The 24,847-nt window shown below is 62.0% G+C and carries 23 protein-coding genes; 19 read left to right on the forward strand and 4 right to left on the reverse strand.

Going from position 1 to position 24,847, the window contains the following annotated elements; genetic code table 11:
• Positions 1-155 precede the first annotated feature (155 nt).
• Together FW789_RS16500 and FW789_RS16505 are read right to left on the reverse strand one after the other, a co-directional pair.
• Positions 156-1,376 carry a CaiB/BaiF CoA transferase family protein gene (locus FW789_RS16500; RefSeq protein ID WP_446431766.1) on the reverse strand — a complete coding sequence of 407 codons (1,221 nt, stop codon included), beginning with the start codon at positions 1,374-1,376 and terminating at the stop codon, positions 156-158.
• A 15-nt stretch (positions 1,377-1,391) separates the two neighbouring features.
• Positions 1,392-2,573, reverse strand: coding sequence for an acyl-CoA dehydrogenase (locus FW789_RS16505; protein ID WP_101322669.1), 1,182 nt, complete (start codon positions 2,571-2,573; stop codon positions 1,392-1,394).
• Positions 2,574-2,738: 165 nt separating this feature from the next.
• On the opposite strand from FW789_RS16505, the gene FW789_RS16510 reads away from it, so the two are divergent.
• From FW789_RS16510 to FW789_RS16555, 10 genes are all read left to right on the forward strand, one after another.
• Complete coding sequence (locus tag FW789_RS16510; RefSeq protein WP_207072776.1) at positions 2,739-3,656, forward strand: transcriptional regulator GcvA; 918 nt, start codon at positions 2,739-2,741, stop codon at positions 3,654-3,656.
• 425 nt (positions 3,657-4,081) lie between these two features.
• A complete protein-coding gene (locus FW789_RS16515) occupies positions 4,082-5,203 on the forward strand; it encodes a Re/Si-specific NAD(P)(+) transhydrogenase subunit alpha (RefSeq protein WP_186701655.1) in 1,122 nt (373 codons plus the stop codon).
• Positions 5,204-5,214: 11 nt separating this feature from the next.
• On the forward strand, positions 5,215-5,529 hold the full coding sequence (locus tag FW789_RS16520) for an NAD(P) transhydrogenase subunit alpha (protein WP_101322672.1): 315 nt from the start codon (positions 5,215-5,217) through the stop codon (positions 5,527-5,529).
• Between the two features lie 2 nt (positions 5,530-5,531).
• Positions 5,532-6,968 (forward strand): NAD(P)(+) transhydrogenase (Re/Si-specific) subunit beta, encoded by a 1,437-nt coding sequence (locus tag FW789_RS16525; protein ID WP_101322673.1) that lies wholly within the window; start codon positions 5,532-5,534, stop codon positions 6,966-6,968.
• A gap of 179 nt (positions 6,969-7,147) precedes the next feature.
• A complete protein-coding gene (locus tag FW789_RS16530; RefSeq protein WP_103435410.1) occupies positions 7,148-8,641 on the forward strand; it encodes an acetyl-CoA hydrolase/transferase family protein in 1,494 nt (497 codons plus the stop codon).
• A 396-nt stretch (positions 8,642-9,037) separates the two neighbouring features.
• Positions 9,038-9,250, forward strand: a complete 213-nt coding sequence (locus FW789_RS16535) for a DUF1127 domain-containing protein (RefSeq protein WP_101322675.1) — start codon at positions 9,038-9,040, stop codon at positions 9,248-9,250.
• Positions 9,251-9,542: 292 nt separating this feature from the next.
• On the forward strand, positions 9,543-9,860 hold the full coding sequence (locus FW789_RS16540; RefSeq protein WP_101322676.1) for a DUF2388 domain-containing protein: 318 nt from the start codon (positions 9,543-9,545) through the stop codon (positions 9,858-9,860).
• An 88-nt stretch (positions 9,861-9,948) separates the two neighbouring features.
• Positions 9,949-10,242 (forward strand): DUF2388 domain-containing protein, encoded by a 294-nt coding sequence (locus tag FW789_RS16545; RefSeq protein WP_103435411.1) that lies wholly within the window; start codon positions 9,949-9,951, stop codon positions 10,240-10,242.
• A 37-nt stretch (positions 10,243-10,279) separates the two neighbouring features.
• Positions 10,280-10,600, forward strand: coding sequence for a DUF2388 domain-containing protein (locus FW789_RS16550; protein WP_103435412.1), 321 nt, complete (start codon positions 10,280-10,282; stop codon positions 10,598-10,600).
• Positions 10,597-12,555 (forward strand): DUF7844 domain-containing protein, encoded by a 1,959-nt coding sequence (locus FW789_RS16555; protein ID WP_207072778.1) that lies wholly within the window; start codon positions 10,597-10,599, stop codon positions 12,553-12,555. The genes FW789_RS16550 and FW789_RS16555 overlap by 4 nt, the downstream gene beginning before the upstream one ends.
• Positions 12,556-12,586: 31 nt before the next feature.
• Here the strand turns inward: FW789_RS16555 and FW789_RS16560 are convergent, their stop codons facing one another.
• Entirely contained in the window at positions 12,587-12,988 is a 402-nt protein-coding gene (locus tag FW789_RS16560; protein WP_207072779.1) for a GFA family protein, read from the reverse strand.
• A gap of 269 nt (positions 12,989-13,257) precedes the next feature.
• Between FW789_RS16560 and FW789_RS16565 the strand changes: the two genes are divergently transcribed.
• From FW789_RS16565 to FW789_RS16605, 9 genes are all read left to right on the forward strand, one after another.
• On the forward strand, positions 13,258-14,565 hold the full coding sequence (locus FW789_RS16565; protein WP_101322682.1) for a CitMHS family transporter: 1,308 nt from the start codon (positions 13,258-13,260) through the stop codon (positions 14,563-14,565).
• Positions 14,566-14,631: 66 nt separating this feature from the next.
• On the forward strand, positions 14,632-15,402 hold the full coding sequence (locus FW789_RS16570; RefSeq protein ID WP_101322683.1) for a TerC family protein: 771 nt from the start codon (positions 14,632-14,634) through the stop codon (positions 15,400-15,402).
• 346 nt (positions 15,403-15,748) lie between these two features.
• Complete coding sequence (locus FW789_RS16575; RefSeq protein ID WP_446431767.1) at positions 15,749-17,407, forward strand: Na/Pi cotransporter family protein; 1,659 nt, start codon at positions 15,749-15,751, stop codon at positions 17,405-17,407.
• A gap of 30 nt (positions 17,408-17,437) precedes the next feature.
• Complete coding sequence (locus FW789_RS16580) at positions 17,438-18,844, forward strand: M16 family metallopeptidase (protein WP_446431768.1); 1,407 nt, start codon at positions 17,438-17,440, stop codon at positions 18,842-18,844.
• Between the two features lie 75 nt (positions 18,845-18,919).
• Complete coding sequence (locus tag FW789_RS16585; RefSeq protein ID WP_103435417.1) at positions 18,920-19,948, forward strand: DUF5924 family protein; 1,029 nt, start codon at positions 18,920-18,922, stop codon at positions 19,946-19,948.
• Positions 19,949-20,019: 71 nt separating this feature from the next.
• Positions 20,020-21,153 carry an MlaE family lipid ABC transporter permease subunit gene (locus FW789_RS16590; RefSeq protein WP_446431769.1) on the forward strand — a complete coding sequence of 378 codons (1,134 nt, stop codon included), beginning with the start codon at positions 20,020-20,022 and terminating at the stop codon, positions 21,151-21,153.
• Entirely contained in the window at positions 21,147-21,944 is a 798-nt protein-coding gene (locus tag FW789_RS16595) for an ABC transporter ATP-binding protein (protein WP_411563238.1), read from the forward strand. The genes FW789_RS16590 and FW789_RS16595 overlap by 7 nt, the downstream gene beginning before the upstream one ends.
• Before the next feature lie 3 nt (positions 21,945-21,947).
• Positions 21,948-22,886: an MlaD family protein gene (locus FW789_RS16600; RefSeq protein WP_103435420.1), complete on the forward strand. Its 939-nt coding sequence runs from the start codon at positions 21,948-21,950 to the stop codon at positions 22,884-22,886.
• Positions 22,883-23,500 carry an ABC-type transport auxiliary lipoprotein family protein gene (locus FW789_RS16605; RefSeq protein WP_103435421.1) on the forward strand — a complete coding sequence of 206 codons (618 nt, stop codon included), beginning with the start codon at positions 22,883-22,885 and terminating at the stop codon, positions 23,498-23,500. Before FW789_RS16600 ends, FW789_RS16605 begins: the two co-directional genes overlap by 4 nt.
• On the opposite strand, the gene FW789_RS16610 is transcribed toward FW789_RS16605, so the two are convergent.
• Positions 23,482-24,711, reverse strand: coding sequence for a nucleoside recognition domain-containing protein (locus FW789_RS16610; RefSeq protein ID WP_207072784.1), 1,230 nt, complete (start codon positions 24,709-24,711; stop codon positions 23,482-23,484). The genes FW789_RS16605 and FW789_RS16610 overlap by 19 nt on opposite strands.
• Positions 24,712-24,847 lie beyond the last annotated feature (136 nt).

A 24,847-nucleotide genomic window follows, 5' to 3' on the forward strand; every position in this document is an offset into this window, starting at 1 on the left:
CTGAAACTCAAGGAGTTTTCCGCTCCAACTACGCTGGAAGTGGGGCGCATTATAAGGGCTCACAGGAATGCGTCAAGCACTAATTCAACACGTTGCAATATTCCTGTAACAGAGGTGATGAACAGCGCACGCCACCTACAGAAGCATGCACAGTCTTAAAGGACGCCCGCCGCGCGCAGCTGCCGCACTGCCTGTTCATCCAACCCAAGCAGCTCGCTCAGCACAGCCTCGGTATGCTCCCCTAATAGAGGCGGCGCCTGGCGATACTCCACCGGCGTCTCGGACAGTCGAATCGGGCTAGCCACCTGCGGCACGCTACCTGCGAGTGGATGTGGGATACTCAGCGCCAGCCCTCGGGCCAGCACCTGCGGGTCCTGGAACATCTGCGCCAGGTTATTGATCGGCCCACACGGCACGCCGGCCAACTCCAATTGCGCAACCCACTCGGCCGTCGTCTTGAACACCGTCGCCTGACGGATCAGCGGAATCAGCTCAGCGCGATTGGCAACGCGCTGCTTGTTGGTGGCAAAGCGTGGATCATCCGCCCACTGCGGCTGACCAGCTACCTCGGCAAACTTGCGGAACTGCCCGTCATTACCCACGGTGAGAATGAAATCGCCATCGGCGGTAGGGAAGTCCTGATACGGCACTATATTAGGGTGCGCATTACCCAGGCGCCGCGGTGCATTGCCGGTAGTGAGGTAATTCATCGCCTGATTGGCCAGGCAGGCAACCTGCACATCCAGCAGGGCCATATCTATATGCTGGCCGACGCCAGCCTGATCGCGATGGGCGAGGGCGGCCAGAATCGCTACGGTGGAATACAACCCGGTGAGAATATCCGTCAGCGCTACGCCAACCTTGACCGGCCCCGCACCCGCTTCCCCTTCAGGCCGGCCGGTCAGGCTCATCAGCCCGCCCAACCCCTGAATCATGAAATCGTAGCCAGCACGCTTGGCATAAGGCCCGGTTTGGCCAAAGCCTGTGATCGAGCAATAGATAAGCCTGGGGTTGACCGCCTTCAAGCTCGTGTAGTCCAGGCCATAGGCCGCCAGCCCACCGACCTTGAAGTTCTCGATGACGATATCCGACCGGGCCGCCAGCTCACGCACCAGGCGCTGGCCCTCCGGCTGAGTAAAGTCGATGGTCACCGAACGCTTGTTACGGTTCGCCGACAGGTAATAAGCAGCCTCGCTGGTGTTCTCGCCATAGGCGTCCTTGAGGAAGGGCGGCCCCCAGGCGCGAGTATCGTCACCCGCACCTGGCCGCTCGACCTTGATCACGTCGGCGCCAAGGTCAGCGAGGATCTGCCCAGACCATGGCCCGGCCAGTACACGTGAAAGGTCAAGCACCCGCAGATGGGAAAGCGCACCCATGGCCCGGCTCCTCTATTAATAGAACGCCTGGATACCGGTCTGGGCGCGGCCAAGAATCAGCGCATGGATGTCATGGGTGCCTTCATAGGTGTTGACCACCTCAAGGTTGACCAGGTGACGCGCCACGCCGAACTCATCGGAAATGCCATTGCCACCGAGCATGTCCCTGGCCAGTCGCGCGACCTCCAAGGCCTTGCCGCAAGAGTTACGCTTCATGATCGAGGTGATCTCGACAGCTGCGGTGCCTTCGTCCTTCATCCGCCCAAGGCGCAGGCAGCCTTGCAGGCCCAGGGTAATTTCAGTCTGCATGTCAGCCAGCTTTTTCTGGATCAACTGATTGGCTGCCAGCGGGCGGCCAAATTGCTGGCGGTCGAGGGTGTACTGACGTGCGGTGTGCCAGCAGCTTTCGGCTGCGCCCAACGCGCCCCAGGAGATGCCATAGCGGGCCGAGTTGAGGCAGGTGAACGGGCCCTTCAGGCCGCGCACCTCAGGGAAGATGTTTTCTTCAGGGACAAACACGCTGTCCATGACGATCTCGCCGGTAATCGAGGCGCGCAGGCCAACCTTGCCGTGAATCGCCGGCGCACTCAGGCCTTTCCAGCCCTTTTCCAGAATAAAGCCACGGATATCACCGGCGTCATCCTTGGCCCAGACCACGAATACATCAGCGATCGGGCTATTGGTAATCCACATCTTGCTGCCGCTCAGGCTGTAACCGCCCTCGACCTTGCGCGCACGGGTGATCATCGCCCCCGGATCAGAACCATGGTTAGGCTCGGTCAGGCCAAAGCAGCCGATCCATTCGCCACTGGACAACTTGGGCAGGTATTTCTGCTTTTGCGCTTCGCTGCCGAATTCGTTGATCGGCACCATCACCAGCGAAGACTGCACGCTCATCATCGACCTGTAGCCGGAGTCGATGCGCTCGACCTCGCGGGCAATCAAGCCATAGCACACGTAGTTCAAGCCGCTGCCACCGTACTGCTCTGGGATGGTCGCGCCGAGCAGGCCGACTTCACCCATTTCACGGAAGATCTTCGGGTCGGTCTGCTCATGGCGGAACGCCTCGACCACGCGCGGCGCCAGCTTGTCCTGGGCGAACTGATAAGCGCTGTCACGGACCATGCGCTCCTCTTCAGTGAGCTGCTGATCGAGCAGCAACGGGTCGATCCAGTTGAAGCTAGCTTTACCGGCCATGGACGTAATCCTCGAATAGGGGGCAGGGCAGTAGGGTCATGGAATGATCCTAAGCCCGATCATCAGCCACGACAAACGACTATTACGCACCTACTAGTGACATTCCTTCACTCCGTATATCTTCAGCATTCGTAATTGCTGCACATATAAGTGAGGTTGACGTACATGCGGCGCAAGATCCCCAGCACGACCGCCCTGATCTGCTTCGAGGCAGCAGCTCGCCACGAGAGCTACACCAAAGCCGCCCTCGAGCTGGCCCTGACCCAAGGCGCTGTGTGTCGCCAGATCGCTGCGCTGGAGGCGTTTCTCAACGTCGAGCTGTTTCGCCGCTCCAGGCGCGGGGTGCAATTGACCGAGGCTGGCTTGTCTTACAGCCGCCAGGTCAGCACTCAGTTGGATGCTGTCGAGCGCGACACCTTGTCGGTGATGCGTCAGCAGGGCGCCAATGTGATCGAGTTGGCGGTGGTCCCAACCTTCGGCACCCAATGGTTGCTGCCGAGATTGAAGGATTTTCAACAGCGTCACCCCGAGGTGACCGTCAACCTGACCAACCGCACCCGGCCATTCCTGTTCGCCGACACCGCATTCGACGCAGCGATCTATTTCGGCGATGGCGACTGGTCAGGCACCGAGTCGCACCGACTGATGAGCGAGAACCCATTGCCGGTCTGCAGCCCCTCACTGCTGCAGGGCCAGCTGGAGCTGAGCGCTAAGCAGATCGCCGAGCGGCCTCTATTGCAGCAGACCACCAGACCCTACGCCTGGCGGCAATGGTTCAGCAGCCTGGAACTGAACATCGAGCGCGACATGACCGGTCCGCGCTATGAGCTGTTTTCGATGCTGGCTCAGGCGGCCATGCATGACATGGGCATCGCCCTGATTCCCCCATTCCTGATTCAACAAGAGCTGCAGCAGGGCAGGCTGGTGGTCGCTAACAGGCATGCGCTGTCCAGCACCAAGGCCTACTATTTGATGATTCCCGAGCGCAAGGTCGCTTCAGCTTCACTGCGCGCATTCCGAGATTGGCTGGCAGAGCAAGCCCGTATTTACGTAGAGACGCACAGCAGCAAACCGACAAGCTGACCCTGTAGTCAGATATTTTAAACACCTACAGATATACTCTTATGTCGCATATATGAAAACTGTAATGCTGGCTGTCTAAATCGCTATAAAGCCAGTAAAGACGGGGCTTTCAGCGTATTTTACGACCTCAAGCATGCTAGCTGCGAAATCACCAAAAAATAATTCGTTTTATCGCCTAATCTGCCAATGGCACGTGCTAGAGAGCTTCCGCCTGGTTACTTGCGACATACGGTCACAGGGTGACTTGTAGTTATACATCGGTATCACTCCAGAATCGGTTGATGGCCGCTGTGTTCCTCTGCAAAATGCTTCGCCCGCCCGGGATTCGGCGGGTTCGAGCCTTATGGCTGCGTCGCTGGCGTTGCGGTGTTGACCGTGCGCCTGCTGGCTTAAATAACGATAAGAAGGTCCGCAGGAGAAAAGTCGTGCACATTGGTGTTCCTCTCGAGACGCAGACGGGCGAAACGCGGGTCGCTGCGACCCCCGATACCCTCAAGAAGCTGGTTGGCCAAGGCCATCAGGTCACCGTCCAACGGGGGGCCGGGCTTAACGCCAGCATTCCGGACAGTGCCTATGAAGCCGCAGGCGCCACCCTTGGCAGCGCTGCCGATGCCTTTGGCGCGCAACTGGTGCTCAAGGTCGTTGCGCCGTCTGATCAGGAGCTGGCCCTGATCAATCGCGGCAGCCTGCTGGTAGGCATGCTCAACCCCTTCAACAGCGAATTGATCGGCAAGATGGCCGAATGCGGGATCACCGCCTTCGCCCTCGAAGCGGCGCCGCGTACTTCGCGGGCGCAGAGCCTCGACGTACTGTCGTCGCAGGCCAACATTGCCGGTTACAAGGCGGTGCTGTTGGCAGCCCATCATTACCCGCGCTTCATGCCCATGCTGATGACGGCGGCTGGTACGGTGAAAGCCGCCCGCGTGCTGATTCTGGGCGCCGGTGTCGCCGGCCTGCAGGCGATCGCTACTGCCAAGCGTCTGGGCGCGGTGATCGAGGCGTCGGATGTGCGTCCGGCAGTCAAGGAGCAGATCGAATCGCTCGGCGCCAAGTTTCTCGAGGTGCCGTTCGAAACCGATGAAGAGCGCGAATGCGCTCAAGGCGTCGGCGGCTATGCGCGACCAATGCCGGCCAGCTGGATGCAGCGTCAGGCGCAAGCCGTGCACGAACGCGCCAAGCAGGCCGACATCGTCATCACGACCGCATTGATCCCGGGCCGCAAGGCTCCCACCCTGCTCAGCGCCGAAACCGTGGCGCAGATGAAGCCCGGCTCGGTGGTTATCGACCTGGCTGCAGCGCAAGGCGGCAACTGCCCGCTGACCGTGGCCGACCAGGTCGTGCTGGAGCATGGCGTGACCATCGTCGGCCCGACCAACCTGCCTGCCCAGGTCGCGGCCGATGCTTCGGCGCTGTACGCACGCAACCTGCTGGACTTCATGAAGCTGCTGTTCGACAAGGACGGTGCGCTGGTGATCAACCTCGAAGATGACATTGTTGCTGCGTGCCTGATGTGCCGCGACGGCAATGTCATCCGCAACAACGGTTAAGGAGCACAGCTATGGAAGACATGTTGATTTCCCACGGCATCTACAACCTGATCATCTTCGTGCTGGCCATCTACATCGGCTACCACGTGGTCTGGAACGTGACCCCGGCACTACACACACCGCTGATGGCGGTGACCAACGCGATCTCGGCGATCGTCATTGTCGGCGCCATGCTCGCAGCCGCCCTGACCGTTACCCCAGCAGGCAAGATCATGGGGACCCTGGCCGTGGCCCTGGCTGCGGTCAACGTCTTTGGTGGCTTCCTGGTCACCCGGCGCATGCTCGAGATGTTCAAGAAGAAAACCAAGAACGAGGCGCAGAAGTAAGCATGAGCATGAATCTGGTAACGCTTCTCTACCTCGTCGCTTCGGTCTGCTTCATTCAGGCATTGAAGGGCTTGTCACACCCGACCACATCACGCCGCGGCAACCTGTTCGGCATGATCGGCATGGGCATCGCCATGCTCACCACGGTGGGCCTCATCTACAAGCTCGGCGCCGAGCTGGCCACTGCCGGTATCGGCTATGTGCTGCTGGGTCTGCTGATCGGCGGCACTGCCGGCTCGATCATGGCCAAGCGCGTCGAGATGACCAAGATGCCTGAGCTGGTCGCCTTCATGCACAGCATGATCGGCCTGGCGGCGGTGTTCATCGCCATCACCGCCGTGCTTGAACCGCAATCGATGGGCATCGTTGCTGCGATCACTGATCCGATCCCGACCGGCAACCGCCTGGAGCTGTTCCTCGGCGCGGCCATCGGTGCGGTGACATTCTCCGGCTCGGTAATCGCCTTCGGCAAGCTTTCGGGCAAGTACAAGTTCCGCCTGTTTCAGGGTGCACCCGTACAGTTTGCCGGCCAGCACAAACTCAACCTGATCCTGGGCTTGACCACGATCGCTCTGGGCCTGCTGTTCACCTTCACTGGGCACTACAGCGCGTTCACCCTGATGCTGATTCTGGCGTTCATCATGGGCGTGCTGATCATCATACCTATCGGCGGTGCAGACATGCCGGTAGTGGTATCGATGCTCAACAGCTACTCAGGCTGGGCCGCGGCCGGTATCGGCTTCTCGCTGAACAACTCGATGCTGATCATCGCCGGTTCGCTGGTCGGTTCGAGCGGTGCGATCCTCTCGTACATCATGTGCAAGGCGATGAACCGTTCATTCTTCAACGTCATCCTTGGCGGCTTTGGCGGCGCAACCGACAGCGGCGCAGCAGCCGGCAGTCAGGAGCAACGCCCGGTCAAATCCGGTTCGGCTGATGATGCGACGTTCCTGCTGAGCAATGCCGACACCGTGATCATCGTGCCGGGCTACGGCCTGGCGGTGGCCCGCGCGCAGCATGCGCTCAAGGAGTTGACCGAGAAACTTATCCACAACGGCGTGACCGTCAAATATGCGATCCACCCGGTGGCAGGGCGTATGCCTGGGCACATGAACGTGCTCCTGGCCGAAGCCGAAGTGCCTTACGACCAGGTGTTCGAGATGGAAGACATCAACGCCGAGTTCGGCCAGGCCGATGTGGTGCTGGTGCTGGGCGCCAACGACGTGGTCAACCCGGCGGCGAAGAACGATCCCAAGTCGCCCATCGCCGGCATGCCGATCCTTGAGGCATACAAAGCCAAGACCGTCATCGTCAATAAACGCTCGATGGCCAGCGGTTATGCCGGTCTGGACAACGAGCTGTTCTATCTGGACAAGACCATGATGGTGTTCGGCGATGCCAAGAAGGTCATCGAAGACATGGTCAAAGCCGTCGACTAAGCCGCTGCTATATAGATAGTCAAAAACCCCCGGAGCTGTGTTACCGGGGGTTTTTGCATTTGCCTGATCCAGATCAACGGCGCGACGCCGAGACCGCTCATACGACCATGGTCGTGGGACGGAGCAGGGCGAAATCACTAGACTGCGCATCTAGCTTGAGTAGCCTGAGATAACAATCCATGTACCGTGATCGTATCCGCTTGTCCTCCCTGCACAGCAAGGTAATGAGTGCGGCCGATGCCGCTGCCCTGATCGAGGACGGCATGACCGTCGGCATGAGCGGCTTTACCCGCGCCGGCGAAGCCAAGGCCGTGCCGCACGCACTTGCCGAGCGCGCGAAGACCTCGCCGCTGAAAATCACGCTGATGACCGGCGCCAGCCTGGGCAACGACCTCGACAAGCAGCTGACCGAAGCCGGTGTACTCGCCCGGCGCATGCCGTTCCAAGTCGACAGCACACTGCGCAAGGCGATCAACCAGGGCATGGTGATGTTCATCGACCAGCACCTGTCGGAAACCGTCGAGCAATTGCGCAACAAACAGCTGCCGCTGCCGGACATTGCCGTCATCGAAGCGGTCGCGATCACCGAACAGGGCCACATCGTGCCGACCACCTCGGTGGGCAACTCGGCCAGCTTCGCCATTTTCGCCAAACGGGTGATCGTCGAAATCAACCTGTCGCACAACCCCAACCTCGAGGGTTTGCATGACATCTATATCCCAAGCTACCGGCCGACCCGCACGCCAATCCCGCTGACCAAGGTCGACGACCGTATCGGCAGCCCGGCGATTGCCATCGACCCGGCCAAGATCGTCGGCATTGTCATCAGCAATCAGCCCGACTCGCCGTCTACTGTGCTGGCTCCGGATGACGAGACCCAGGGCATCGCCAACCACCTGATCAACTTCCTCAAGAGTGAAGTCGAAGCAGGGCGCATGACCAACAAGCTTGGCCCGCTGCAGGCTGGCATCGGCAACATCGCCAACGCGGTGATGTGCGGCCTGATCGACTCGCCATTCGAAGACCTGACCATGTACTCCGAAGTACTCCAGGATTCGACCTTCGACCTGATCGACGCCGGCAAACTGAGCTTCGCGTCAGGCAGCTCGATCACCCTGTCGAGCCGACGCAACGCCGATGTGTTCGGCAACCTCGAGCGTTACAAGGACAAACTGGTCCTGCGCCCACAGGAGATCTCCAACCACCCTGAAGTGGTGCGGCGTCTGGGTATCATCGGCATCAACACAGCGCTCGAATTCGACATTTATGGCAACGTCAACTCGACCCATGTCTGCGGCACGCGGATGATGAACGGCATTGGTGGCTCGGGTGACTTCGCCCGCAACGCGCACCTGGCGATCTTTGTCACCAAGTCGATCGCCAAAGCGGGCGCGATCTCCAGCGTAGTGCCGATGGTCAGCCACGTCGACCATACCGAGCACGACGTCGACATCCTCGTCACCGAGCAGGGCTTGGCCGATTTGCGCGGCCTGGCCCCGCGCGAGAGGGCTCGAGTGATCATCGACAACTGCGTTCATCCCGATTACCGGGCGGCGCTGAACGATTACTTCGAGCGCGCCTGCCAGCGCGGCGGACACACGCCGCACATTTTGCGCGAAGCGCTGAGCTGGCATGAAAACCTGGAAGAAACCGGGCGCATGCTGGTCGGCTGACTGCAGATGAGTAGGCTGGTTTGACCACCTACGAAGCCGCGTCGTGTACTTTTTGCCTTAGGCAGAAGGTGCTCGAGGCGGCTTTGTGCTACCTGAGTGCTTGGCAAGCAAACGCAACAAAACAGTTTGAGCGCTTCAACTCAAAAAAATTGTACTAGTGTACCGGTAAATACTGGCCAAATCGGCAAGCCAAGCAGCCCTAGCAGCCATTAATGCACCATAATGATGCTCACCAGTACAGTTTCGCCAATTAACAGTGCAACAGTCGTGTTATGCAGTTAACTGAACCCGCCCAATACAGGTGAACTGTACCTACTGTTATGGACACAAGAGGAGGATCATTGGCATCAGTTAAATCACTACCTAATGCCGCCACAAGCGGAAGGAAGACATATCATGGAACGCACCCTCAGTTCCGGTCTGGTTTTTGAAAGCAACAGCCAATCCAACACCTCGCTGCCTCTGCGCGCTCTGTCCACTCTGCTCCTGTGGCAGCGTCGCATTGCCAGCCGCCGTCAACTTGCTCGCCTGGATGGTCGCCTTCTGGCTGACGCCGGTATCAGCGAGTCGCAGCGTTACGAAGAGCTGAGCAAGCCGTTCTGGCGCTAAGCTCCGGCTTGCTGGCCCAGGCCGGCACCGTGAATTCCTGAAACCCGTCACAGGTAACTGTGACGGGTTTTTTGTTTTAACGGCTGATACGTAACCCCATATCTCGACAACCAGTACAATTTAAGGATCTTCGGTTTATACCGGTACAGTTCGCGCGTACGCTGCGTCACATCCAGAAACAGCGACGCGTGATACGCTTGCGTTAACGGCCGGTGAAATAAAGTACCGTTACAGGCCGAGTGAGCGTCCGATAACCACAAGCACACCGCCCTTATCTGCAGGAGTCATCGCCATGTCCCGTAACCACTTGCTGGGCGCCGCCCTGTTGCTGACCCTGACTGGCACAGCCAATGCCACCAGCTTCATCGTCACCACCGATGCCGTAGTCGGCGCCGTTGCTGCCACTACCGATGCCACCTCCGACGTAACTTCGTCATTCCGTGACGACAAGATCGTCAAGGCTGCGCGCGACGATGCCGCCAGCTTTGTTGGCAGCGAAGGTGTGATTCGTGGCGCCAAGCTGGAAAGCGCTTTCCGTCACATCCGCCAGCAGGCGCCAACCCTGCAGGCCAGTGATGCCCAACTAGCGCAGGCGATCCTCGCCCTGTAAAACCGCCCTGCGGCACACCCGGATGCACTGGCTCTGCGCCGTGTATTCGGGTTAGCCTTCGCCCTCCGAGTTCAAGCCTGCCAAGCCCATGCGTTATCTTTCGCCATTGCTGATTGCCCTCGCCGGAATGGGCAGCGCCCATGCCATGGACGTCTCGACCCAGAGCCTGGTTGTCACTGGCTACGTCACCAGCAAGGTGACCAGCGCACCGTTCGATCGCAAGCTGATGGTTCAGGCCCGTGATGATGCCGCAGCCTTTGTTGCCACCGACGGTCTGATCCGTGGTGTACGCCTGCAGGCGGCACTGCACACCTTGCGCCATCATGCTGGCTATCAATCTGCTGACGACCTTGAACTGGCAGAAGCAATTCTCGTCCAATGATTCAATTCGACTCCCTGTATTAGTTTGGAGATGCTCCATGCGTAAATCGCTGATCGCCGCTTCCCTCGGCATGCTGCTCCTGGCCGACCTGGCCCATGCACAGACTCTGGTGGCTACCAGCAATATCATCGTCCGCGCCTTTGGCCGTTCGATCGATTTCACTTCTGACACCACCACTTCGATCCGCGACTCGAAGATCGTTCAGGATGCCCACGACGACGCCGCCAGCTTCGTTGCCAGCCGCGGTGATATTCGCGGTGCACAGCTTGAATCTGCACTCAATACCATTCGCCAGCGTGTGCCTGAAGCACGCGACGCCAGCGATCAGGTGCTCGCCGAAGCTATTCTCGCGCTGTGAAGCGTATGCGTGCCTGGCTGCTGGGCAGCGTCCTGACGCTGCTGGGCGCGCCCGCGCTGGCCGACCTGCAGCTCGATCTGCAGGCCGACGGGCTTGACCAGCAACAACAGCAAGCGACCCAGGCGCTGCTTGATGAAGCGCTGGCAAAGCTGCCGCCGCGGTTCAAGCAGCGGCTGGATCGGCGCGTGCAGGTCAGCTGGAGCGAGCACATGCCCGCCGACGCTTATGGCCAGGCCTCGCTGGTGTCCACGCTTGACCTGAACCGGCGCTTGCTGCCCGCGCTTGCCGACGGCAGCGCGGCCAGCCAAGCCACCGGCCGGCCGCACGGCACGGTACGCCAAGAGCTGCTGGCCACCGTTCTCCACGAACTCACCCATATCTATGACCGCGCCCGCCTGTGGCCCAGCGTCGATCGCCTGCTGATCAACCGCTGCAAGCGCCAGCAAGACACGCTGGGCAAGATCGGCCTGCCAGAGGAGTGCCGCGGCGAAGGCGAACGTCGCTTCACCCTCAGCGATGACCCACGGCTGCTCGACCTGGCCGGCTGGCCGCAGTATGTAGGCCGCCGCGGCGAGCGCGAGCAACACAACAACCAGTTGGTGCGCAGCCCCGACAGTTATGAGCTGAGCAGCCCGAAGGAGTACGTGGCGGTTAACATGGAGTACTTCCTCCTCGACCCAAGCTACGGCTGCCGCCGGCCGGCCCTCAATCAGTACCTGCGGGAGCACTTTGCCTGGGCGCCGCAACAGAACGAATGCGCGAAAACCCTGCCATTCATCAATGCCGGCAATGACTTCGCCCGCCAGCCGCTGGGTGAAATCGACCCCGAGCGGGTCTACGAAATCGACTACCTGCTGGCCGAGGCCAACCAGAACCTGGTCAGCCGCTGGGGCCACAGCATGCTGCGCCTGGTGATCTGCGCACCGGGCCGGCCACGTGGCCCGGATTGCCGGCTGGATCTGGACCAGAGCCTGGTGCTGTCGTACCGCGCCTTCGTCAACGACGTGCAGCTGTCCAGCTGGTCCGGCCTGGTCGGCGCCTATCCGTCACGGCTGTTCGTTCTGCCGCTGAACCAGGTGATCGACGAGTACACCAAGACCGAACTGCGCAGCCTTGCCTCGGTGCCGCTCAAACTCAGCCGCACTGAAGTCGAAAACGTCGTGCGTCAGGCGGCAGAGATGCATTGGAGCTATGACGGCAACTACTGGTTCCTGTCCAACAACTGCGCAGTCGAAGGCCTCAAATTGCTGCGCAGCGGCAGCGCCAACCCGCGCCTGAAAGACCTCGACAACATCATGCCCAACGGCTTGCTCGAGGTGCTCAAAGGCCGCGGCCTGGCCGACACCAGCGTGCTTGAGGACCGCCGCGAGGCACTGCGCCTGGGCTATCGCTTCGACTCCTACCGCGACCGCTACCAGGCCATGTTCGACGTGCTCAGAAAGCAGTTGCCGGTCAAGCAGGTCGAGGTTGAAGACTGGCTGGCGCAAGATGCCGAACAGCGCCAGCCATGGTTCCAGCGGGCCGATCTGCGCACCAGCGCGGCATTGCTGCTGCTCGAACAAGCGGCGCTGCGCCGGCAGTTGCTGCTGGCCCAGGACGAGGTCAAGCAGCGTTACCTGAATTCCACCGCGCTGAAGGACGGCACGGTCGACAAGGCCAACGCCACCTTGCAGCAGATGCTGGCCAACAGCGGCTTCCTCAGCCGCCCGGCAGAGCTGCTGGGCACCGATGGCTACGGCTTGCCGCAGCCCGACGAGCGTAAACAGCTGGAGCAGGTCAGCCGTGAGCGGCAGGCGCAGTTGTTGCGCCTGAGCACCGACCTCGATACCGAAGTCCGCGCCTTGCTCGACCCGGCGCGCGGCAAGGAGATCAAAGCTGTGGAAGCCAACGTCAAGCAGATCGGTGAACACCTGCGCGCCCTGCACAAGGCGGCCGGCGGCTTGCAACTGCCCTGAGGCTTAGGCTGCCGTTGCCAGCAACGGCGGCTTACAGCGCTTCTTCGGCTTCTTCCGGCAACTGTTCATCCAGATGCAGCCAGGCTAACCGGCTGCTGGTCCAGATATGCCGGTTGGCCTGGACCCGCTCCGGCTGATCCAGAGTTGCCACAGTCACATCGATACTCTGCGGGCTGTGTTCGGTACTCAGCGCCAAGTGCGCGCCACAATCGCCACAGAAAAACCGGCTGCAACTGGCAGGCGCCACATACAGCCGCGGCCGCCCCTTGAGCCATTGAAAGTCGCGCCTGGGTAAAGTGATCCACGTCACTACCAGGCCACCGCTGACGCGCCGGCAGATCGAGCAATGGCAATGCGCAACATCGTTCAGATCGCCCGCCAAGCGATACCTGATGGCGCCGCAATGGCAGCCGCCCTCGACAAACTCAGACATGATTACCTCCCGTCACCTTGGCGCCAGCGAAAGCTGGCTGAAAGCTTGCGCTCATAGGATAGCCCCCACTACCGGCACAAGACCGGTCAGCCAGGGTACCCGGACCAGTCCGCACCCGGCCCAATCAACAACAACAATGGTGATTCTGATGTCTTCCTGTGTCCGCCTCTTAGCAGTGCCCCTCCGGCTATTCCAAGCACAGCGCCCCACGCGCTGATCCGCCCGAAGCATTTTTTTTTCATTCGTCGCGCCACGCCTGGAGTACTGCCATGCTGACCTTCCTCGGCTTTGCCATGGTCATCACCTTCATGTACCTGATCATGACCAAGCGCCTGTCGGCCTTGATCGCGCTGATCCTGGTACCGATCCTGTTCGCCCTGTTCGGTGGCTTCTCCTCCGAAATCGGCCCGATGATGCTGCAAGGCATCACCAAGCTCGCGCCAACCGGCGTGATGCTGATGTTCGCCATTCTCTACTTCGCCCTGATGATCGACTCCGGCCTGTTCGACCCGGCTGTGCGGCTGATCCTCAAGGCGGTCAAGGGTGACCCGCTGAAAGTCTCGGTCGGCACCGCAGTGCTGGCCCTGGTGGTCTCGCTCGACGGCGACGGTGCAACCACCTACATGATCTGCTGCGCCGCCATGCTGCCGCTGTACAGCCGCCTAGGCATGAGCCCGCGGATCATGGCCGGCCTGATCATCCTCGCGGGCGGGGTCATGAACATGACGCCATGGGGCGGGCCGACCGCTCGCGCCGCTAGTGCCCTGCATGTAGACCCGTCCGACATCTTCGTACCGATGATCCCGGCCATGGCCTTCGGCGTGGTGGCGATTCTGGTCATCGCCTACATGTACGGCAAGCGTGAGCGGGCTCGCCTGGGTGAACTTCACCTGCCGACCGACGACATCGACCACAGCGCTATCAGTGTGTCGCAGTTCCCTGAAGCACGCCGGCCGAAGCTGATCTGGTTCAACGGTGCCCTTACCTTGGCCCTGATGGTCGCGCTGATCGCTGGCCTGCTGCCACTGCCAGTGCTGTTCATGGTTGCCTTCAGCATCGCCATGATCGTCAACTACCCATGCCTGCAACAGCAGAAGGACCGCATTGCGGCCCACGCCGGCAGCGTGCTGGCAGTGACCGGGCTGATTTTCGCCGCGGGTATCTTCACCGGCATTCTGTCCGGCACCGGCATGGTCGACGCCATGTCGAAAAGCCTGCTGGCGGTCATCCCGGACGCACTCGGCCCGTACCTGGCAGTGATCACCGCCCTCGTCAGCATGCCGTTCACCTTCTTCATGTCCAACGATGCCTTCTACTACGGCGTGCTGCCGGTGCTGGCCGAAGCGGCCAGCCACTACGGCATCACCCCGGTGGAAATGGCCCGCGCGTCGATCGTCGGCCAGCCGGTGCACTTGCTCAGCCCGCTGGTACCCTCGACCTATCTGCTGGTCGCGCTGGCCGGCATCGAGTTTGGTGATCATCAGCGCTTCACGCTCAAGTGGGCAGTGCTGGTGTGCATGTGCATAATGCTCGGCGCACTGCTGCTGGGGACTTTCCCGCTGTTCAGCAGTCTCTAATTCATAAGCCCCATCGCGCTGCGTCCCTATCGGGCGCAGCGCCTTTTTACGTTCGAAGGAATACATATGGAATGGCTGACCAGCCCAGAAATCTGGGTCGCCTTTTTGACCCTGACGGCACTTGAGATCGTCCTCGGTATCGACAACATCATCATGATCTCGATCCTGGTCAGCCGCATGCCCAAGCACATGCAGCCGCGTACCCGGATCTTCGGACTGGCCCTGGCCATGGTCACGCGGATCCTGCTGTTGCTGTCGATCACCTGGGTAATGCGCCTTACCGCTGACCTGTTCGAAGTGTTCGGCCAGGGCATCTCCGGGCGCGACCTGATTCTGTTCTTCGGTGGCCTGTTCCTGCTGTGGAAAAGCTCGCAAGAGATCTATCACGGCCTGGAAGGTGAAGACGAGAGCAGCGACGGCCCGAAAGGCGCCGGTGGCAAGTTCCTCTACACCATCATCCAGATCGCCATCATCGACATCGTGTTCTCGCTGGACTCGGTGATCACAGCAGTCGGCATGGTCTCGCACGTGCCGGTAATGATCGCCGCGATCGTCGTGGCGGTACTGGTGATGATGCTCTGCGCTGGTGCTATCAGTAACTTCATCGACAAGCACCCATCGCTGAAGATGCTCGCGCTTTCGTTCCTGATCGTCGTCGGTACAGTGCTGATCGCCGAATCTTTCGACGTGCATGTGCCGAAGGGCTATGTCTACTTCGCCATGGCGTTCTCGCTGGCGGTAGAAGCCATCAACATCCGTATGCGTACTGCCCGTGCGCGCAAAGAAGGCGCCGAGCCCGATGCGGTGAAGCTGCGTAAGGACGTGCCTGGTCAGTAAGCCTGGCAGTTGCAGATAAAGGCCCTTCGGGGCCTTTTTTATGCCTGTGGGAGGCGGCCTTGTGTCGCGAAAGGCCCGCATCGCGGGCCCGGCAATTGATGCTGCTACACAATCCTGGGCCCGCTGCGCGAGCCTTTCGCGACACAAGGCCGCTCCTACAAGGGCCGCGCAACGGCTGGGGCAGTGAAATGTTTCAAATAGGTTTCAGCCATGCCAAGCTGGCAGCAGACGCACAAAACGACTAAAGCTTGAGTGAGCACTGGGAAAACCACCCAGCCCCGGGCCAGGCTCACGGCTTCATTTTTTTTGGCCCCGCGTTGGGGCAATTGCAACGGGGGCTTTGCCTATGCTGACTTTGCTCAATCTGCTCTCGGCGGTCGCGCTGCTGGTGTGGGGCACGCACATTGTGCGTACCGGGATCCTGCGGGTGTATGGCTCAAACCTGCGCCGGGTGATCAGCCAGAACATGAGCAAACGCCCGCTGGCGTTTCTCGCCGGCATCGTCGTCACAGCCATGGTCCAGAGCAGCAACGCCACTGCCATGCTGGTGACCTCGTTCGTCGGCCAAGGCCTGATGGCGATGACCCCGGCGCTGGCGATCATGCTCGGCGCCGACGTCGGCACGGCGCTGATGGCCCGGGTGCTGACCTTCGACCTGTCGTGGCTGTCGCCCCTGCTGCTGTTCATTGGGGTGATCTTCTTTCTCTCGCGCAAGCAGACTCGCCTCGGCCAGATGGGCAGGGTAGCGATTGGCCTGGGCCTGATCATTTTGGCCCTGCAACTGATCGTGCAGGCGGCTACGCCGATCACCCAGGCACAAGGGGTCAAGGTGCTGTTCGCCTCGCTGACCGGGGATATCCTCCTCGACGCCCTGGTCGGCGCCAAGTTCGCGATGATTTCCTACTCGAGCCTGGCCGCTGTACTGCTCACCGCAACCCTGGCCGGCTCGGACCTGATCAGCCTGCCGGTGGCCATCGGCCTGGTGATCGGCGCCAACATCGGCAGCGGTCTGCTGGCCTTTCTGACCACCAGTATGCAGAACTCGGCAGGCCGCCGGGTGGCGCTGGGCAGCCTGCTGTACAAACTGATCGGCCTGCTGCTGATGATCCCGGTGCTGCACCCGCTGGTCGACTGGATGGACACCCTCAAGCTCAGCCCGCAGGAGCTGGTGATCGGCTTCCACCTGCTCTACAACACGCTGCGCTGCGTGCTCATGCTACCGACCGTGACGCCGATGGCGCGGCTGTGCAACTTCCTTCTGCCGGAGCGCGATAGCAGCAACGGCCAGATCCGCCCGCGCCATCTCGACCCGTCCGCGCTGCAAACGCCAAGCCTGGCGCTGGCCAACGCCGCCCGCGAAACCCTGCGCCTGGGCGACATCGTCGAGAGCCTGCTCGAGGCCATGCTCGCCGCCTTGCGCGGCACTCAGACCGCATTGCCGCAGCAGGTCCGCGCCTACACCGAAGACGTCGACGCCCTGTACAGTGCGATCAAGCTGTACCTGGCGCAGATGGACCGCGAGGACCTCAGCGCCCAGGACAACCGGCGTTGGGCCGAGATCATCGAGATCTCGGTCAACCTGAAGATGGCCAGCGACCTGATCGAACGCATGCTGCGCAAGGTTCAGCAGCAGAAAACCTCGCAGCGGCGCGAGTTCTCCCAGGTCGGCCTGGAAGAGCTGACCGGCCTGCAGGAACAATTGCTGGCCAACCTGCGCCTGGGCCTGTCGGTGTTTCTCAGTGCCGACCCGCAAAGCGCGCAGTTGCTGCTGCGCGAGAAACGCCGCTTCCGCGCCCAGGAGCGGCGCCTGGCCCACGCCCATGTCAGCCGTTTGCAACGCAAAGTGGTGCAGAGTATCGAGACCAGTTCACTGCATCTGGAGCTGATCGCCGACATGAAGCGGTTGAACTCTTTGTTCTGCAGCAGTGCCTATGTGGTACTGGGCGGCTCGGACACCGGCGGGCTGATGCTCGACAGCGTGCCGGACGAAGCCCGCCAGCCCTGACCTGCACCACCTGGAGACCCTTGCTCGCCTATGCGTAGCCTGATGTTGATTTGCCTGCTGATCTGCAGCCTGCCGACCCTGGCCCTCGACCGTTCCAAGGTCGAAGGCTACCTGTTGCCCAACGGCCTGCAGGTCATCCTCAAATCCGGCTACGAGCGCGACCATGTCGCGATCCGCCTGATCGTCGGGGTCGGCCTCGACGACTTCGAGTGCGACCAGCGTGAGCTGCCGCACCTGCTCGAGCATCTGCTGTTCAGCGGCATCGATGAAACCGGCGAGGGCGGCCTGGAAGAACGCATGCAGGCAATGGGCGGTGAATGGAATGCCTACACCAGCAGCGCCGACACCACCTTCGTTATCGAGGCCCCGGCGCGCAACCAGCGCAAGGTGCTCGACCTGCTGCTGGCGGCCGTTCGCGATACCAAAATCGACGCCAAGGCCCTGGCCACTGCCAAGCAGATCATCGAGCGTGAAGACGGCGGCCACTACGGCCACCTGCAACGTTGGCTCGACCGCCAGGACATCGGCCATCGCGCCAGTGACCAATTGGCAGTCGAGCTGGGGCTGAAATGCCCGGCGCGCTCCAATCTCGACGACATGACTCTTGAGCAAGTGCAGGCCCTGCGCGAGCACTGGTACGCAGCCAACAACATGACCCTGATCGTGGTCGGCGGCCTTGACCGCTTGCTGCCGGCCTATCTCGAACGCAGCTACGGCGAGCTGCCGGCGACCGAGCCCGGCGAGCGGCGTAACCTCGACAGCATCAGCCAGCAGGCCGAGCAGCGCCGCGACCTGACCCGCGGCTGGCTGGGCGACAGCGTCAAACTGCACTGGCTGTTCATCGAGCCGGTGCTGAACAGCAGCCACGAGCAGACCCTCGACCTGGTTTCGCGTTACCTGGAGTGGGCAGTCTACGACCAGCTGCGCCTGCGCCACGGCCTGTCCTACGGGCCTTCGGTGCAGCGTGAAAGCTTCGGCGACAGCGGCATGCTCAGCCTCAACGCCGACCTCGAGCGCGAAGACCTCAACGCAGCGATCAAGGTGTTGCAGGAGCTGTTCGAGCACCTGCGCAAAAACGGCCTCGACGCGGATACCTTCGCCCGCATCAAGGAAGCCGCCATCGCCCGCGAGAGCTGGAACAGCCAGGGCAACAGCGCCTTGGCCGACTATTACTGGGGCGCTTTGAACAACTACACCGACGGTCGCTTCAGCGACCCGATCCGCGCATTGCGCCAGGTCAGCCTGAAACAGGCCGACGCCGCCTTGCAGGAGTTGCTCAAGGAGCCGGGTTACGTGCGCATCGAGCAGCCGCTGCTTGGCTATGACGAACTGTACGGCCTGGTGGCCTTGCTGCTCGGTGTGATTCTCGCCCTGGGCCTGCTGCGCCGTCGCCGTCACACACCCAGCAAGCCCAGCGGCGCTACACGCCAGCGCTGATTCAGCGGTATCCTGTGCAGAGCCATCGCGGGGCCGCCGCGATGGTGGCCCCCATCCTCTTTCTGTAGCCCGTCCATGCCGCCCATCCCGCATATCGTCCAGCGCATCATCGAACTGCTCAAACGCTACCCAGGCGTGATTGCGCTGGGCGGCTTCCTCTCCGGGATCGGCAGCTTCATCCTGGTCGACCGCCAGGCCGGACTGGCCAGCTGGGTGGCGATCCTGCTGTTGGTCAGCTGGATATGGCTGATGCTGGAGAACACCCTGACCGGTTTGTTCGCCCGCACCTTCAAGCGCGAGATTCCGCAGCCGCTGCTGCGCTACGCGACGCAGATGATCCACCAGGAGAGCCTGTTCTTCGTCCTGCCATTCTTTTTCATCACCACCACCTGGAACAGCGGCCAGTTGATCTTTACCGGCCTGCTCGGCGCCGCTGGGTTGATCTCGATCGTCGACCCGCTGTACTACCGCTGGCTGGCGCCGCGGCGCTGGCTGTTCATGGCCTTGCATACCCTGACCCTGTTTGCCGCGCTGCTGACGGCGCTGCCGATCATCCTTCACCTGACCACCGCGCAGAGCTTCAAGCTGGCGCTGATCGCGGCCATGGCGCTGTCATTCCCAAGCCTGGCCAGCAGCTTCCCGATCACCAACTGGCGCCGCGGCGTAGCACTGGTGCTGGTGACGCTGTCGGTGGGCGCCGGCGGCTGGCTGCTGCGCTCCTGGGTGCCGCCCGCCACGCTGTGGCTGACCGAAGTGGCGGTGAGCACCGAAGTGATCAACCGCCAGCCAGGTGATTCGCTGGATGAGATCCCGGTCAGCCAGATTCGCGGCGCGGGGCTGTATGCATACACCGCGATCAACGCACCGCGCGGGCTCAACGAGCGGATCTATCACGTCTGGCAGTTGAACGGTAAAGAGGTCGACCGGATTGCCCTGGATATTCATGGCGGGCGCAAGGAAGGCTACCGCGCCTGGACCCACAAGCAGAACTTCCCGCCCAACCCGGTAGGCCGCTGGCAAGTCCGCGTGCTGACCGAGGACGGCCAGGTTATCGGCGTGCTGCGCTTCAAGGTGGTCGACGCTGCTGCGGCCCCAGCCAGCTGAGCAGATCGCCATTGCCCGGCAGCGCCCGCACTGCGCTATGATCGGTGCCTTCCTCGCGCACTGTCAAAAGCATGGAGTCCATGACTACACCGAGCGCCACTCTGGACACCAGCAGCCAACCGCCGTGCCTGCGTATCAGCGGTGACTGGACCCTGGCCCACTACACCCAGCTCAAGCGCGACAGCGAGCGCCTGCGCAGTCAATACAGCAGTGACACCCGCGCCGACCTCAGCCAGCTCGGCCGCCTCGACACTGCCGGCGCGTCGCTGCTGGCCGAACTGCTCGGCAGCGAGCGCCTGTCGCGCTGCACCGATGACCTCGGCGCGGCCAACCGGGCCCTGCTGAAGACGGTCTACCACTCGGTGCAGGACTACTGCATCCCGCTCAAGCAAGCCGAACGGCCGGTGCTGCTGGTGCTGCTCGAACGCATCGGCTGCTCGGTCAACAAGCTGTGGGGCGACACCCTGCAACTGCTCGGCTTCTTTGGCCTGATCATCCAGACCCTGCTGTTGCGTGCGCTGCAGCCACACCGCTGGCGGCTCACACCGGTCGTTGCCCATATCGAGCAGACTGGCCTCAATGCCGCGCCAATCATCGCTTTGCTGACCTTTCTGGTCGGCGCAGTGGTGGCCTTTCTCGGCGCCACGGTGCTCGCCGCATTTGGAGCGACCATCTTCACCGTCGACCTGGTGGCGTTCTCGTTCCTGCGTGAGTTTGGCGTGCTGCTGACTGCCATTCTCATGGCCGGGCGCACTGCCAGCGCCTTTACTGCGCAGATCGGCTCGATGAAGGCCAACGAGGAGATCGACGCCATCCGCACCCTCGGCCTCAACCCGATCGAACTGCTGGTAGTGCCGCGGGTACTGGCATTGCTGATCACGCTGCCGCTGCTGACCTTTGTCGCGATGATCTGCGGCATCGTCGGAGGCGGCGTGGTCTGTGCGCTGTCGCTGGATATCTCGCCAGCCATGTTCCTTTCGCTGCTGCAGACCGATATCGGTGTGCAGCACCTGCTGGTAGGCCTGGCCAAGGCGCCGTTCTTTGCCTTTCTGATTGCCGCGATCGGTTGCCTGGAAGGCTTCAAGGTCAGCGGCAGTGCCGAGTCGGTAGGCGCCCACACCACCTCGGCGGTGGTCCAGTCGATCTTCGTGGTGATCGTGCTGGATGCCGTTGCAGCGCTGTTCTTCATGGAGATGGGCTGGTGAGTGCAGCAACCGAGGCAGTTATCGAGGCGCGCGGGCTGTGCAACCGCTTTGGCACCCAGAGCGTGCACGAGAATCTCGACCTCGATCTGTACAAAGGTGAGATCCTCGCGGTAGTCGGCGGCTCGGGTAGCGGCAAGTCGGTGCTGCTGCGCAGCATCGTTGGCCTGCGCCAGCCCGACGAGGGTCAGGTCAAGGTGTTCGGCCAGGACCTGGCCACCCTCGACAACGAACAGCGCTCGCAGGTCGAGCGGCGCTTTGGCGTACTATTCCAGAAGGGCGCGTTGTTCTCGTCGCTGACCATTACCGAAAACGTTGCCCTGCCACTGATCGAACACGCCGGCCTGTCGCGCACTGATGCCGAGCATCTGGCCGGGGTCAAGCTGGCCCTGGCAGGGCTGCCGATTTCCGCCGCCGACAAGTACCCCGCATCGCTGTCGGGCGGGATGATCAAGCGCGCGGCGCTGGCGCGGGCATTGGCGCTGGACCCGGACATCCTGTTTCTGGATGAGCCCACCGCCGGGCTCGACCCGATCGGTGCGGCGGCCTTCGACCAGTTGATCCTGACCCTGCGTGATGCGTTGGGTTTGAGCGTGTTCCTGATCACCCATGACCTGGATACGCTGTACACCATTACCGACCGCATCGCCGTGCTGTCGCAGAAAAAGGTGCTGGTAGCCGGCCCCTTGGCCGAGGTCGAGCTTACCGACGACCCCTGGATCCACGATTACTTTCACGGCCCACGCGGGCGCGCAGCGGCTCAAGCTGCCAGCCGTGTCGGGCAGGAGCGCTGAAGCATGGAAACCCGAGCTCATCATGTGTTGATCGGTCTGGTCACCGTTCTGGTCGTGGCTAGCGCCTTGTTGTTCGGCCTGTGGCTGACCAAGTCCAGCGTCGACTCGACCTTCAAGGACTATCAGGTGGTATTCAACGAGGCTGTCTCCGGCCTGTCGCGCGGCAGCCCGGTGCAGTACAACGGCATCAAGGTCGGTGACGTCACTACCCTGCGCCTGGACCCGCAAGACCCACGTCGGGTGCTGGCACGCATCCGCCTCAGTGCCGACACGCCGGTCAAGCAGGACACCCAGGCCAAGCTGACTCTGGCCGGGGTTACCGGCAACGCCTTTATCCAGCTCAGCGGCGGCACCCCACAAAGCCCCGAACTCAAAGGCAAGGACGGCCAATTGCCGGTGATCGTTGCCTCGCCATCGCCGATCTCGCGCCTGCTCAACGACAGCAGCGACGTGGTCGGCAACATCAATCTGTTGTTGCACAACGCCAATCAGCTGCTCTCCGACGACAACGTCAGCCGTCTCAGCAACACCTTGGCCAACCTTGAGCAGACCACCGGCGCTTTCGCCAGCCAAAAAGGCGGTATCAGCGACGCCATCGCCCAGCTGGCTGCAGTCGGCAAACAGGCCAACGCCACCCTGGCCGAGACCCAGGCGCTAATGCGCAACGCCAACGGCTTGCTCGGTACCCAGGGCAAGCAAGCCTTCGGCAGCGCCGAACAGGCCATGAACGCCCTGGCCGAGAGCACCGCGACCATCAACGACCTGCTCAAAAACAACCGCGAGGCCATCGACGACGGTGCCCAGGGCTTGAACCAACTGACCCCGGCGATCCGCGAACTGCGCGAAACCCTCAATGCCCTCAAGGGCATCTCGCGCCGCCTCGAAGCCGACCCCAGCGGCTATCTGCTGGGCCGCGACAATGACAAGGAGTTCCAGCCATGACCCCGCTGCGCCTGATCGCCCTGCTGGCCACGCTGAGCCTGGCCAGCGCCTGCTCGATCCTGCCGCAAAGCCCGCCGGTGGATCTCTACCGCCTGCCGGTCAAACAGCCCATCAGCAGCAACGCGCCGCTGACCTGGTCACTGCGGGTGAACAAGCCACTGGCCAGCGAGGCGCTCGCTGGGCAACGCATTGCGGTGATCGCCCAGGGCGACGTGATCAGTGGTTACAAAGGCGCCCGCTGGAGCGACCCGGTGCCGTTGCTGGTACGCAATCGGCTGCTCGATGGCTTCCAGCGTGATGGCCGGGTACAGCGTTTGAGCGCTGACGACAGCAATCTGCAAGCCGACTACGAGCTGGCCGGCGAGCTGCTGGCGTTCAACAGCGAATACCGCGAGGGCAGGGTGGAAGTGGTGATCAGCTACGATGCGCGCCTGGTGCAGGGTCGCAGCCAGCGCATCGTCGCCAGCCGGCGCTTTGAAGTGCGCCAGCCGCTAAGTGCTACTCAGGTGCCTGCGGTGGTCACCGGCTTTGGTGCCGCCAGCGACCAACTGATGAGCCAGCTGGTCGACTGGACACTGGCTCAGGTCGCTCAGGCTCAGGCGAAGAACCAGTAGCAGACGCAGATCGCCGTGATCACTCCGGACAGCTCGGCCAGCAGCGCGCAGCCCACTGCATGGCGCACGCGCTGGATGCCGACCGCGCCGAAGTACACCGCCAGCACATAGAAGGTGGTCTCGGTGCTGCCCTGGATGGTTGCCGCAACCAACGCCGGGAAGCTGTCGACGCCCTGGCTTTGCATGGTTTCGATCATCATGGCCCGCGCGGCGCTGCCAGAGAACGGCTTGACCAGCGCAGTGGGCAGGCCATCGACGAAGCGCGTGTCCAGGCCCACCCACTCGACCAGGTGGCGAATACCGTCCAATGCCAACTCCAGCGCCCCTGAAGCGCGCAGCACGCCCACCGCGCAGAGCATGGCGACCAGATACGGCAGCAGGCTCTTGGCGACGTCAAAGCCTTCCTTGGCGCCTTCGATGAAGGTTTCGTACACCTTGACCCGGCGCAGGGCGCCAACCACCAGGAACGACATGATGATGCCGAACAGGGTCAGGTTGCCCAGGATCGACGACAGGCCTGCCAGCGCAGTCGCCGACAGCGTGCCCAGAAACGCCATGAAGCCGCCCAGCAGCAGCGCGCCAGGGATTAGATAGGCGAGCACCACCGGGTCCCACAAGCGCAGCCGCTGCATCACCGCGACCGACAGCAGCCCGACCAGGGTCGAGACGCTGGTGGCCAGCAGGATCGGCAGGAACACCATGGTCGGATCAGGTGCGCCTTGCTGGGCGCGGAACATGAAGATGGTCACCGGCAGCAGGGTCAGCGACGAGGCGTTGAGCACCAGGAACAGTATCTGCGCATTGCTCGCCGTGGTGCTGCTCGGGTTGAGCTCCTGCAGTGCGCGCATGGCCTTCAGGCCGATCGGCGTCGCCGCGTTGTCCAGGCCCAGGCCATTGGCGGCGAAGTTCATGGTGATCAAGCCCAGCGCAGGATGGCCGCGGGGCACCTCCGGCATCAGCCGGGCGAACAGCGGGCCGAGCATCTTCGCCAGCCACTCGACAATGCCGGCCTGTTCGGCAATCTTGAGAAAGCCCAGCCACAGGGTCAGGGTGCCGAACAACAGGACCATGACTTCGACCGACAGCTTGGCCATGGCAAAGATGCTCTCGACCATCGCGGCGAAGATCCCGGCGTTACCGCCGACCAGCCACTGCGCCATGGCGGAGATGGCCGCGACCAGGAAAAAGCTGAGCCAAAGGCCGTTTAGCATCCGCGTGTTCCCCCGAAAAATGCCACGCATGATAACGCAAGCGGCTGGCTACTTTCTGCAGGCAACAAAAAACCCCGGCATGCGGGGCTCCTGTGGGTCTGCGTTGTCTGGGGCAGAGGCCGCTTTGCGGCCCCAA

The organism is Pseudomonas sp. 1121_17, assembly GCF_052850745.1.